The 12,205-nt window shown below is 38.3% G+C and carries 9 protein-coding genes; 6 read left to right on the top strand and 3 right to left on the bottom strand.

Annotated elements, in window-relative coordinates; all coding sequences use genetic code 11:
* Positions 1-80: 80 nt before the first annotated feature.
* Together JR347_RS15195 and JR347_RS15190 are read left to right on the top strand one after the other, a co-directional pair.
* Positions 81-2,516 carry a TonB-dependent receptor domain-containing protein gene (locus JR347_RS15195; protein WP_205721440.1) on the top strand — a complete coding sequence of 812 codons (2,436 nt, stop codon included), beginning with the start codon at positions 81-83 and terminating at the stop codon, positions 2,514-2,516.
* A 46-nt stretch (positions 2,517-2,562) separates the two neighbouring features.
* Positions 2,563-3,468, top strand: coding sequence for a cation diffusion facilitator family transporter (locus tag JR347_RS15190; RefSeq protein ID WP_205721439.1), 906 nt, complete (start codon positions 2,563-2,565; stop codon positions 3,466-3,468).
* On the opposite strand, the gene JR347_RS15185 is transcribed toward JR347_RS15190, so the two are convergent.
* The gene (locus tag JR347_RS15185) at positions 3,461-4,144 is read right to left on the bottom strand and encodes an SIMPL domain-containing protein (RefSeq protein ID WP_205721438.1); all 684 of its coding nucleotides are present in this window, start codon (positions 4,142-4,144) and stop codon (positions 3,461-3,463) included. The two genes, JR347_RS15190 and JR347_RS15185, sit on opposite strands and share 8 nt — an antisense overlap.
* A gap of 242 nt (positions 4,145-4,386) precedes the next feature.
* Between JR347_RS15185 and JR347_RS15180 the strand changes: the two genes are divergently transcribed.
* The 4 genes from JR347_RS15180 to JR347_RS15165 all read left to right on the top strand — a co-directional run bounded on the left by JR347_RS15180 (position 4,387) and on the right by JR347_RS15165 (position 8,059).
* Positions 4,387-5,055 (top strand): TetR/AcrR family transcriptional regulator, encoded by a 669-nt coding sequence (locus tag JR347_RS15180; RefSeq protein WP_205721437.1) that lies wholly within the window; start codon positions 4,387-4,389, stop codon positions 5,053-5,055.
* Positions 5,052-6,344, top strand: coding sequence for an ABC1 kinase family protein (locus tag JR347_RS15175; RefSeq protein ID WP_205721436.1), 1,293 nt, complete (start codon positions 5,052-5,054; stop codon positions 6,342-6,344). The genes JR347_RS15180 and JR347_RS15175 overlap by 4 nt, the downstream gene beginning before the upstream one ends.
* Positions 6,345-6,422: 78 nt before the next feature.
* The gene (locus tag JR347_RS15170; RefSeq protein ID WP_205721435.1) at positions 6,423-7,433 is read left to right on the top strand and encodes a tetratricopeptide repeat protein; all 1,011 of its coding nucleotides are present in this window, start codon (positions 6,423-6,425) and stop codon (positions 7,431-7,433) included.
* Positions 7,430-8,059, top strand: a complete 630-nt coding sequence (locus JR347_RS15165; protein ID WP_205721434.1) for an NUDIX hydrolase — start codon at positions 7,430-7,432, stop codon at positions 8,057-8,059. Before JR347_RS15170 ends, JR347_RS15165 begins: the two co-directional genes overlap by 4 nt.
* Here JR347_RS15165 and JR347_RS15160 read toward each other — a convergent pair.
* Both JR347_RS15160 and JR347_RS15155 read right to left on the bottom strand, forming a co-directional pair.
* Entirely contained in the window at positions 8,056-8,628 is a 573-nt protein-coding gene (locus JR347_RS15160; RefSeq protein WP_205721433.1) for a FecR family protein, read from the bottom strand. The genes JR347_RS15165 and JR347_RS15160 overlap by 4 nt on opposite strands.
* Before the next feature lie 81 nt (positions 8,629-8,709).
* Positions 8,710-11,868 (bottom strand): AsmA family protein, encoded by a 3,159-nt coding sequence (locus JR347_RS15155; RefSeq protein ID WP_205721432.1) that lies wholly within the window; start codon positions 11,866-11,868, stop codon positions 8,710-8,712.
* Positions 11,869-12,205 lie beyond the last annotated feature (337 nt).

Here is a 12,205-nt window from a genome sequence, read left to right as displayed (position 1 = left end):
TCAGATTACATGATTAATGTTTAAACATCTAGTTTTACACTTAATCGAACATTATCCGACTTAAATAGTTAAACTAACATATGAGGAAATCGATCATCCTGGCAATAGTATATTTTTTATGTTTCAATGCAGCAGCCCAGTCTTCAACTACATACGAGCTTTCTGGTAGAGTAATTGATGGCACTACAAATAGTGGACTCGAGTTCTCTACAGTGAGTTTATTAAACATATCCGATAGTTCACTCATTGATGGGGTTATTACTGATTCTGAAGGTAGATTTCAATTAAAAACCAAGAAAGGAAATTACATACTTAAAGTTCAGTTTATCTCTTACAACAGTCAATTTTTATCGGTGACAATTGGCGATGCGGATCGTCAAGTTAATCTGGGAAATATAGTTTTGAATCCTGATACGGAAACCCTTGATGAAGTGGTGGTCACTGGTGCCAAAGATCAGATGCAATTGGAGCTTGATAAAAGGGTTTTTAATGTAGCCGAGAATATTGCCAATATAGGAGCAAATGCTTCAGAAATTTTGGATCAAATACCTTCTGTTGCAGTAGATGTTGAAGGTAATGTGAGCCTGCGCGGGAGTAACAATGTGCGGATTCTCGTCAATGGAAAACCCTCAGGATTAGTGGGTATCAATAATCAAGATGGGTTGCGGCAGTTACAAGGCGGGTTGATAGAAAGAATTGAAGTTGTTACCAATCCATCGGCCAGATATGATGCTGAAGGTTCTGCTGGTATCATTAATATTATCTTAAAAAAGGAAAAACAAGGAGGCTTTAACGGAGCGTTTACTGCCAATATAGGCTACCCTTACAACTATGGATTTTCTGGTAATGCCAATTACAGAACAGGTAAATTCAATTTATTCGCGAGCTATGGAATCAATTACCGCGAAAATCCTGGTGGGGGTTATACAGATAGGACATCCTTCGGGACGGACACCTTGTTCACCTACATTAATAATGATAGAGTAAGGAGCGGACTTGCGCACAACGTTAGAATAGGTACAGATTTTTATTTTAATGAGAAAAATATTCTAACCGCTTCAGGATTAGTGAGAATATCGGACGAAGAAAATATCTCAGAACTTAGCTATCTAGATAGAAACTCACAACGCCAATTAATTGGAAATACTCTTAGAAAAGATACCGAAATTGAAGATGATAATAATTTCGAATATCAATTAAATTATCAACGACAATTTGAGGGTAAAGGGCACGAGTTAAACACGCAAGTTCAATATCGTAATAATGATGAAACTGAAGATTCTTCTATAGGCCAGGCTGATCTGCAAATGGGCGAGTCTTTAGCGGAATATCAGAGATCATTGAATGTTCAAGGCGACAAGAGCATCTTAATGCAGGTGGATTATGTTTACCCATTTTCAGACGGTAAAAAGTTTGAAACCGGGTATCGAGGAACAATCAGGGAGATAACCAGTGATTATGAGGTGAAAGAACGTGATTCCACTGGTCAGTTTGTGCCTATTGAGGAAGTTTTTGAAGGATTGAATTTGAGTAACAGGTTTGAATATGATGAAGATGTCCATGCTGCCTATGCTATTTTTGAAAATAAAATGGATAAGTGGGGGTATCAGTTAGGAGTTCGTTTCGAGCAGACTTACATTACTACCTATCAGCGGGAAGGGGATGTTAAAGTAGATAAAGAGTATCTGAATGCCTTCCCAAGTGCATTTATTAGCTACAATTTAAGCAAGGCCAGAACGTTGCAAGCTAGTTACAGCAGAAGAATATCAAGACCAAGATTTTGGCTCTTAAATCCGTTTTATTCATTCACTGATCCAAGGAATATACGCAGGGGAAATACTAATGTAGATCCTGCTTATACAGATTCTTATGAGTTCGGAGTCTTGAATAATTTGGATAATGCCTCCATTTATTTTGGGGCATACTATAGATATACTACCGGTGTAATTGAAAGAATTGATGTAGCCGGAACATTTGCCGGACAACCGGCCACTATTTCCACACCCTACAACATTGGGGTAGAAGATGCTTTCGGTTTAGAAGCTAATTTTAGTTACGATCCTGTAAAATGGTTGAACGTAAATGGTAATGCCAATTTTTATCGTGCTATGACCAATGGTTCTTATGAGGGGCAGGTGTTGGATCGTGACGCTTTAACCGCCAACTTCAGACTGAATTCAAGAATTAAATTAGGTACCGTTGATATTCAGGTTAGTGGAAATTATAGAGCACCGGAAAATACTGTGCAGGGAACACGTAAAAGCTTTTATTCCATGGATTTAGGTGCAAACACTGATGTTTTTGATGATAAAGGCACCATTACATTAAGTGTTAGAGATGTATTTAATTCCAGAAAATGGCGAGGCACGCTAGACACACCTACTTTGGTGGAGGAGAGCGAATTTCAATGGAGGGCAAGACAAATCACGTTATCATTTACATACAGAGTGAACCAGAAAAAACCTAGAAGAAGCAGGCGAGAAGGTGGTGACTTTGATGGAAGCGATGATTTTTAACATTTGAGTTTTATTTGACTTTGCGAAAGGCTAATTTCATTGCTCAATGAAGGAGCCAGAAATACCTACACATCATCAGGAAGCGATTATAGCTTCAAAAAATAGCTTGATGAGCAATATGGTCTTGGCTGTAATAAAAGGCGTTGCTGGCTTTTTCGGAAATTCATATGCCCTTATTGCCGATGCCATTGAATCTACCACTGACGTTTTTGCCTCATTACTTGTTCTTCTTGGTATTAAATATGCTAATAAACCTGCTGATTCAAACCACCCATATGGGCATGGTAAAATTGAACCACTGATAACATTCCTTGTCGTTGGGTTTCTGATAACAGCAGCCTTAAGTATAGCTTATCACAGCGTACTGCACATTATAACACCTCATAAAACTCCGAAGCCTTGGACACTCATTGTGTTAGGGTTGATCATTATTTGGAAAGAACTCTCTTTCAGGTATATGATGCGCAAAAGTGTTGACACGAGCAGCTCCGCTTTAAAGGCCGAAGCCTGGCATCATCGCAGTGATGCAATCACCTCTGTGGCTGCGTTTATAGGTATTTCTGTAGCAGTTATTTTTGGCGAAGGTTATGAAACGGCCGATGATTGGGCAGCTCTTTTTGCTTCCGGTTTTATCATTTATAATAGTTATCTGATATTCAGACCTGCGCTTGGCGAAATAATGGATGAACACTTTTATGACGATATGATTGAGGAGATTCGTGAAGTTTCATTGAAAGTGGAAGGTGTGATGGATACTGAAAAATGTTTCATAAGAAAATCAGGGATGAAATACCATGTAGATTTACATGCCATTGTGGATGGCACCATATCTGTAAAAGCAGGTCATGATATTGCCCATCAGTTAAAGGATAGACTCGAAAAGGAATTACCTGTTATTGACAGTGTATTAGTCCATATCGAGCCTTTCCTTGAAAATAAGAAGATTACCTAATCTCAAAAACCGCTCTAATCTCTGAGCTGATCGTAATGTTTTTGTATTCTAAATCAGATTGATAGCCACCGTCCATTTTAGCTTCCATCATCATAGTATTTCGGGCGTACATGGGTGCATCATACTGGCCTACCTCCTGAATTTCAAGTGCTCCACCAATTTCTTCGTCAATTGAAGCAAGTAAAGCAGTCGCTTTGGCTTTGGCCGCCTGCAGTGCCTTAATTTTTAATTCCCTGCGATACTCATCAATCCTTGAATGGCTTACTTCAGCTATGTTAATACTGTTTACACCGTCTGCATCTAACTTCTCTATTAAATCATTCAGCATTTTTAGGTTATTTACTTTCAATTTGAAGCTTTTTGTGGCAAGAAATTCATCAGACTTACGCTTTTTCCAATCCCAATTGTAGCCGTAGATATTATCAACTGTTAAGTTATTTTCGCCCAGGTTCAACTGCTTTACTGCTTTTACCAGGCCGGCTTCTAATGTATTGATATCCACCTTCTTTAACCCGCTTTTATATTCTTTGAGAGCGATCTGCAAATAAATTTCATCAGGAATTACTTCCATCTCTGCCTTCCCATTTACTTCAATTTTTTTCACTCTGGATTCAACCTGTGCTTGCACAACTGTGGTTACCAATATTAATGCGATCAATAATAATTTACTTTTCATAGTTTTCTGTTTTTATAGAGATGCCTCCACAAACAATATTCCATAAATAATTTCAGAATACTTAATAGGAAGGCTCGAAACTAATTTAGGGAGATCCCTCGTACCCTCGGGATGACTCACGAAAATAGAATGTCATGCCGACAAAGGAGGCATCTTACTAAGTCAGTACTCCAAATAAAGAGCTTCAGGCAATAATATATATCGAAGCACAAACTTTCCGACTACTAAAGTGTTAATCTTTCATGGCAAAGCAGGCAACTAAAAAGAAAACAGCTCCGAGAGTAAATACTCAGCAAAAAATTGTAAAGGCCTATAAGGACCATTTACTTAGAAACGGTAGTAAACCAGCTTCGGTGTATCAGTTTACAGCTGATTTAGGTCTCGATGAAATCGAATTCTATAAATACTTCCCATCCTTTGAAGTAATTGACAATGAGATTTGGAGTGAGATGATCATTCATACCATTCAAAGCATAAAATCTGATAAAGTATTTGAAGAGTATGGGGCGAGAGAAAAAATGCTCTCTTTCTATTATACACTCATCGAGGTGTTGAAGAAAGACAGAAGCTACGTGAAGATGACATTCAAACGGTCTAATAAGCCAGAATTTGTACCTGCTCAATTAAAAGGATTCAAGGCAGAGTTTGATATGTTCTGCAAAGAGATAATTAGTGAAGGACAGGATAGCGAGGAAATTGTACGTAGACCATACATTTCTGATCGGTATCATGATGGACTGTGGCTTCAGTTAGTTTTTATTATTTCATTCTGGCTGAGAGATACCAGCAAAGACTTCGAGCGTACGGATGCGGCTATTGAAAAATCAGCGAACCTTTCTTTCGAATTGATGGGGCGTGGGCCACTGGATATGATTGTTGATTTCGGAAAGTTTCTGTACCAAAATAAATGAGAAAAGAGCAAACGAGTATTCCAACTTCCAAGGTGCAGCGGGCATCTAAGTTTATTTCTACCGGGGCTAAAGTAGGTGGTAATTACATCAAACATTACAGTAAGCGCTTATTTGATAAAGAGCTCACACGTGATCAGTTAGATGCAGATAATGCCGAAGATATTTATGAGTCATTGAGTCAATTGAAGGGTAGTGCGCTTAAAGTGGCCCAAATGCTAAGCATGGATAAAAATGTGCTACCAACGGCTTATCAGCAGAAATTTACCATGTCGCAATACAGTGCGCCACCTTTATCATATCCGCTCGTGGTGAAAACCTTTAAAAAATATCTGGATAAGTCACCTGAAGATATTTTCGATTCTTTTACCAAGAATGCAGTCAATGCTGCTTCTATCGGACAGGTACATCAAGCCACCTTGGATGGTAAAAAGCTGGCTGTAAAAATTCAATATCCGGGTGTAGGAGATAGTATCAGTTCTGACCTTCGCATGGTGAGACCTATCGCTGCCAGCATGTTTAAAATCAATACAAAGGAGTTGGAAGAATACATTGGTGAGGTTGAATCTAAATTGTTAGAAGAAACTGATTATCAACTGGAGCTGAAGCGCAGTATGGATATTACAGCCAGGTGCAAGAATATGGATGGCGTAAAATTTCCGCAGTATTACCCTGAATTATCCAGCGAGCGAATTTTGGTGATGGACTGGATTGATGGGATGCATTTAAAAGAATGGATGGCAACCAATCCATCGCAGGAGGTAAGAAACGAGATTGGGCAGAGGCTATGGGATTTTTATCATTTTCAAATTCACGATCTCAAACAAGTGCACGCTGATCCGCACCCCGGAAACTTTTTGATAACTAAAGAAGGAGAGTTAGGCATTATTGACTTTGGTTGCGTAAAAGAAATTCCGCTGGATTTTTACAATCAATATTTTCAGTTAATGAAATCCGATGTATTGAATCCAGATTATAATTTAGAAGATCTATTTATTCAACTTGGGTTCTTATCGGCAAATGATTCTCAAAAAGAGCGAGACTTTTTCTCGGGGTTGTTTAAAGAGATGATTGAACTATTGGGCCGACCATTCAGATCAAAAACATTTGATTTTGGAGACGATGATTACTTTAAGAAAATTTTTGAAGTAGGGGAGAGAGTTTCGCGTATGAAGGAAGTTAGAAATTCGAAAACGGCAAGAGGCAATAGGCATGGTTTATATATCAATCGCACTTACTTTGGCTTGTATAATCTCCTGAATGAACTAAAAGCGAATATTAAAACTTCATAGAATACAGTTGTCACTTCATCCGTCTATTGACATAGAAGAGGTCTCAAATTCATTCACTTTTAATAACTTCGTGGCAGTATGAAGCACTTTTATATTCCATTCCTTCTTGGCCTACTATTTTCGTGCGGTAATGATCCCGAAACGCAAAAGCAGCGTTTCTTAATTAGAGGCAATGAAGCTTTGCAAGAGCAGAATTATCGTGATGCCACGCGCTTTTATGAAGAGGCTCTGAAAATTGATCCATGCTATACTCCGGCAATTAATAATCTGGGTACTGTTTATTTTAGGCAGAATCAATATGTGCAGGCTTCTATGCAATATGATAAAGCGTTGGAATGTGAGCCTGAAAATATGGATGCCGTATTGAATCGGGCGAATACATTTTATGAACTGAATGATTTGTATCGCGCTTTGGACGATTTAGAATATGCGCAGAAAAAAATGCCTGATACTTCTACAGTTTACTTTAGACTAGGTCTTGTGCATACTAAAATGCGCAAGTTTAATAAAGCCATTGAAGATTTTAATAAGGCCCTACAATTGGAGCCTGATAATGCTGAAACGCTGATCAACAGAGGTACGGTTAAATATTACCTGAAGGATTATGACGCTGCAGAAGAAGACCTTAAAGCGGCATTAAAAATCGATCCGCTGGAAGCTAATGCCTACAATGCATTGTCGCTAATTGAAGTGGAAAGAAATGATTTTGATGAAGCGCTCGAATTGGTTAATAAAGCATTAGGATTGGAGCCTGGTCAGCCTTACTTTTTAAATAATCGGGGGTTTATTCATTTGGAGATGAACGAACTTGAGAAGGCTAAGGAAGACATTAACCGAAGCGTAACCATCGACCCTGAAAATGCCTGGGCTTATAGAAACAAAGGCTGGTATTACTTTAAAACGGGTAATAATGAAGATGCCATAAAACTATTGCAACGTGCTGCTAAGCTCGATCCTTTTGTGGATAAGGCCTACTACTTTTTAGGCAGGGTGTATGAAAATATGAATGACACCTATAACGCCTGCGAGAACTATAAAATCGCCAAAGAGAGACAGGAAAAAGTTATTACTGTGTTAGACTGCGTATGAAGTTAAAAGAACTCATCAGTAATTTGGAATCCAAATTGATTGGTCCTTTACCAGGGCCCGATGCACACCGACTGATGATGCCTGGAGAAATTAACACTTCCAGATTCGATAAAGAGAAAATGGCGAAGGCTCGATTAAGTGGTGTGCTTATTCTCTTTTACGAAAAAGATGGCGAGGCATACTTACCACTCACGCAGCGTCATGAATATGGAGGCACTCATAGCGGTCAAATCAGTTTTCCTGGTGGTAAATGGGAAAAATCAGATCCTGATTTGATATTTACTGCGAAGCGTGAAGCGAATGAAGAAATTGGCGTGCGGTATGAGGAGGTAAATGTCATCGGCCAATTATCAGATTTATTTATTCCGCCAAGTAATTTTAAAGTAACGCCAGTGGTAAGCTTCACAGAAAGTCAGCCGCAATTCGAAATTGATACCTTCGAAGTAAAAGAACTCATTGAAGTACCTGTTAGTCATTTAATTGAAGAGACAACGGTGAAGCAAACGGCAATAAAGTTCGCCAATGGCTACAAACTCAACACACCTTATTTTGATGTAGAAGGCCGCATTGTTTGGGGAGCCACAGCCATGATGCTCAGTGAGTTGAAACAACTGATTAAAATTTAATTCAATTTTAATTTCTTGAGCTCTTTATCAATTGCCTTACCGGCTTTTTTTGATTCCTTTTCAATTTCTTTGGAGCCTTTCTTAATTTCCTTTCCTAACTTTTTAAATTCTATTTCCAGATCGTTTAACCAATTGTTAAAGTCTCTCTTAGCTTTTCCAAGCTGAATACCATTATTACCTTTTTTATACTTTGCGCTCTGACCACGTTTAACCTTCTTTTTACTATTGTTTGTGCTCAATTCTACCGTGCCTTCTTCCACTTCTACATCAAGCTCATCTTCATTGGTATTTACGTTAAATTCAGTTCCAAGTACTTTTACTTCCCCTAATTCCGTTTTAACAACAAACGGACTGGCACCTTTTACAACACTAAAATATAACTCGCCCTTGATGTTGACTTCCCGTTTATCAAAGCTCTGATCATATTCCAGAGAGCTATTATGATTTAGATAAACCAAAGAGCCATCCGGTAGCTCTTCAACTTCATAATTGTCTTTGGTTTCTACGGTAACATTTGAACAAGAACTAATCGTAATTAGTAAAACAAATAATCTCGTAAGTAATTTCATGGCAGTTGGACTATGATTTAGTTAAAGTTAAGAAAAACACCATGAGCAGAAATCTAAGATTCCGGCCCAATCTATTAAACATTATTTGTCCTTGCCTAGCGATACTTTATAGTCTTCAGGTGTGCCGCTGATTTTTAGATTTAAATAGCTCGTGCGTTTGTCCTTATCCTGGTATTGAATTTCATCTACCTGGTCCGAATTATCCTGATCTTTCTTACCGAATATTTTACTCAAACCCGCTTTGGTAATCACTTTCACCGGAATACGAACATAATACTCCATTGATAAATCTGTCTTCTGCTTGCCAGATACTTCAAAATAACCCAGTGTGGAGTTAATAGTCATGCTGGGGATGGTAAGCGTGCCATGATTAAGGTCTAATGTGTTTTTCAACGTATCAAAACGCACATTCGATAAGTTCTTATCAGAAAAGTAATCGGATAATGCCTCGAATGCTGAGTAATTATTGATACTGCCATTCAGCACATTCATTTCTATGTGCAAGTCTGAGTCATCAATAATGGGTACCATATCCGCATGCATGTGAATTTTACCCTTTATACTTCCGGATATATGGCCATGCAGGTTTTCGGAAACTAAATGATCCTGCCCAAAGTTTTCAAACTTAAAAAGCAATTTATCCAGATTGATGTCCTCCACCTGAATAGTAGGGCTGAAGTATATAGCGTCCGGATTAGAGCCATTAAAATAGCCATTTAGCCCTATCGAGCCTCCGGCAGCATTTAAACCTAGGGTATCAATATAAATGTAGTGGTTTTCCTGCATACGCCCTTCGAGGTTGAATTCATTGAGGTGATAACGATGATAGGTAAGGTCGCCAATGTTCAAAGAGAAGTTCATATTCGAAAACGGTACTTCAAATATGTTAAAGCCTGCTTCATGATCTTGCGGTGTCATTTCTTTAGTAGCCGGAGGTGGTGTATAGGCAAATAGTTGATCAAAATCTAACCGCTTACTTTCTAAGTGAAATTCGTTTGGTATTCTGGAAATGCTATCTGCATTATAGTGCGTAAAGTTTACATTGAAGTCTGAATTGCCCAATTTGCCACCTGCATTCGTAACCTTAAGCATAGTGCTATCCAAATATAAACTCCCTTTAAACTCCTGAAAGCGCATGGGGTGCACCTTCATCTTTGCTTCTAGTTTGTCTACATCTATTTGTGTACTTAACAATTTCTTATCAAACTCTAAAGATGCAATGCCATGAATAAGCAGGTTGCTAAACTCTTCATGTCTGTAATCTTCAGGTACATGATTTTGGCCACGATAAGAGAATAAATCATCTAGTTGAAGCAAATCAGAGCGCAGGTTAAAATCTACTTTGGTATTGCCAACAGGCTCTTTTTCAAACCACAGGTCATAGTTCTCTAATTTACCATTGAAATGAAAATCGCTTTGGTCAATCATACCTGTAAAGTCAATCACTCTAAAATTGGCGGTATCGATGAACACATCAGCGTTAAAGTCATGCAGTTCATGTGGGTAATGAGTGAGCTGGGCGTGCAGCTTTTCAACAAAGAACTCACCTAAAGGTAAATTAGGTGATTCTGTAAAAGCCTTGGCCGAACTCTTAAAAGTAAATCGCATCGATAGGTCTTTAATCTGCTCTTCAAAACCTTTCGTAGTGTCTGAAGAGGTGCTTGTTAACTCTTCCAAATCCAGAAGATTGGACTTTATGTCTAAAATAGCTTCTACAGGAATATTTGTGTGGTGGATAATGGCTGGCAGATCAGAAACACTGGCTTTAATGGCAACATCAGAACCACCCACTTCAAAGTCTAGCTGATCGATAAGTGCTTTATGGCCATCCATCTGCGCATTGATGTTCACATTTTTTACGGGTAATGGATACACGGAGCTTTGAACATTAAGATCTTTCACTTTTAGCTTGGTGAAATAGGATTCATTGAGTCTTTCAATACTCTTTTCTGGCTGGGTAAGGTCTATGATATCATGAAAATTCATTTCGAGTGAAACATAACCCGATACATCTTCCAGGTTGTTGATGTTTAAGAACCTTGCCAGGAAGTTTAAGTCAAATTCAGATATAAGCTGAATGTCGAACTCCGGAGATTCAAAATTGTTAATCACGACATTACCGCTAAACACCCCTGTTTCTGGGCTAGCTGTAAAATCTTTAATAACCAGCTGCATCGTACTTGGGTCTCGCTTTTCACCATTGGTAAAATGGCCTTCAAAGTAGAGGTCATTCACTTGCTTGTTTACTGTAGTGTTATTAACAAAGGCATCAGAACAACCAAAATCAACATTAATCTGGGGTGAATAATCATTGATAGATTTGCCTTTAATAGTGGCATCAAAATAGATTTTACCGCCATTTTCATAGCGACTTAAAACGGGACTTAGCTCCTCAGGAGCAAAAGCGAGGAATAAATCGAAGTTTGGTTTATTGCCACTAAAATGTAAATCCAGATTCATGTCATCATCTACATCTACTGAACCTTCCATTAGAAATAAGGCGTTCTCTACCAGCACCTCTGAGGGGCTGATTTTCAATAGATTTTCTTCTGCATTTAGATTTAATGTTGTTTTAAGCGCTACGTGCTTATGATGTAAAAATGAGGTATCGCTATCAATGATTAGGTTAAACAGAAATTTACTGTCTAGCGTAATATCCATGGCTTCCTTGGTGGTTTTAAAGCTGGATTGCGCCTCTTCGATAAAAGCTTCAATTAATACGTTATTTTCTTCATTGAGCTTTAATAGGTCAATGTTTACGAGTTCGATGGCCTGTAAATCTAGATGCGTTGACTCTGAACTTTCGGTAGTAGCATCTTCCTCTGCCGACATTGCATTTACAATATTGAAAGAACCATCCAGATGCTGCACAAGCTTTAAATAGCCATCGGCCAACTTAATTTTTTTAGCCTGAAACGAGCCACTTAAAATGGACCACAAATCAAAACCAACGTAGGTGTCTTTTACATGAAGCAGCACCTCACTCGTGTCTGATTTGCTTTCATAAATTTTAATGTCTTCAAGATCGATGGATATATAAGGGAAATTCTCAAAAGGGGAGATGTGGCTGCCTTTAATTTCTAGTTGACCTTCAAAGTCGTGGTTAAGCCGGGAAACCATTTCCTTCACAATGCGGTCTTGCTGGGAATATGCAAGGGCGATTAAAGTCACACCAAGGGTAGCAATAATGGCTAATAGAATTAGCGAGAGTTTAATCCATTTCTTTTTGCTGAATGCCATTCTACAAATTAATGATACCTTAAGGTATTTACGTAGTTGATAGGATATTATTTAGTCTTTAATTTAATTGTTGGGATGACAAGTTTTAATAAAGAGCCATTATCTCCCGGACATTTTGCATCCTACATAGTGGAAAACTTTCGTTGATCACCCCAAAGAGCTCGTGCAAATAGACAGTGGTCTTTTGCAGCTTTATGGCCAATGCTAATTTGAATGAAGAGACACATTCTCAGAAGAGTATCCGTACTAGATTGGTTAAGTTGTATTGATAAAATTAAGAAGCTGAATACAAACTGAGATTACTTCTTAAATTTCTTATTGGTAAAAACTATTGAGA

This window comes from Fulvivirga lutea (assembly GCF_017068455.1).
GTDB classification, from domain to species: Bacteria; Bacteroidota; Bacteroidia; order Cytophagales; family Cyclobacteriaceae; genus Fulvivirga; species Fulvivirga lutea.
The sequence above is the reverse complement of the archived record's forward strand: the minus strand, read 5'-3'. Positions and strand labels throughout refer to the sequence as shown.

Coding starts and splice junctions, on each gene's coding strand:
- JR347_RS15195 (WP_205721440.1), top strand. CDS start 81: ATGAGGAAATCGATCATCCTGGCAATAGTATATTTTTTATGTTTCAAT.
- JR347_RS15190 (WP_205721439.1), top strand. CDS start 2,563: ATGAAGGAGCCAGAAATACCTACACATCATCAGGAAGCGATTATAGCT.
- JR347_RS15185 (WP_205721438.1), bottom strand. CDS start 4,144: ATGAAAAGTAAATTATTATTGATCGCATTAATATTGGTAACCACAGTT.
- JR347_RS15180 (WP_205721437.1), top strand. CDS start 4,387: ATGGCAAAGCAGGCAACTAAAAAGAAAACAGCTCCGAGAGTAAATACT.
- JR347_RS15175 (WP_205721436.1), top strand. CDS start 5,052: ATGAGAAAAGAGCAAACGAGTATTCCAACTTCCAAGGTGCAGCGGGCA.
- JR347_RS15170 (WP_205721435.1), top strand. CDS start 6,423: ATGAAGCACTTTTATATTCCATTCCTTCTTGGCCTACTATTTTCGTGC.
- JR347_RS15165 (WP_205721434.1), top strand. CDS start 7,430: ATGAAGTTAAAAGAACTCATCAGTAATTTGGAATCCAAATTGATTGGT.
- JR347_RS15160 (WP_205721433.1), bottom strand. CDS start 8,628: ATGAAATTACTTACGAGATTATTTGTTTTACTAATTACGATTAGTTCT.
- JR347_RS15155 (WP_205721432.1), bottom strand. CDS start 11,868: ATGGCATTCAGCAAAAAGAAATGGATTAAACTCTCGCTAATTCTATTA.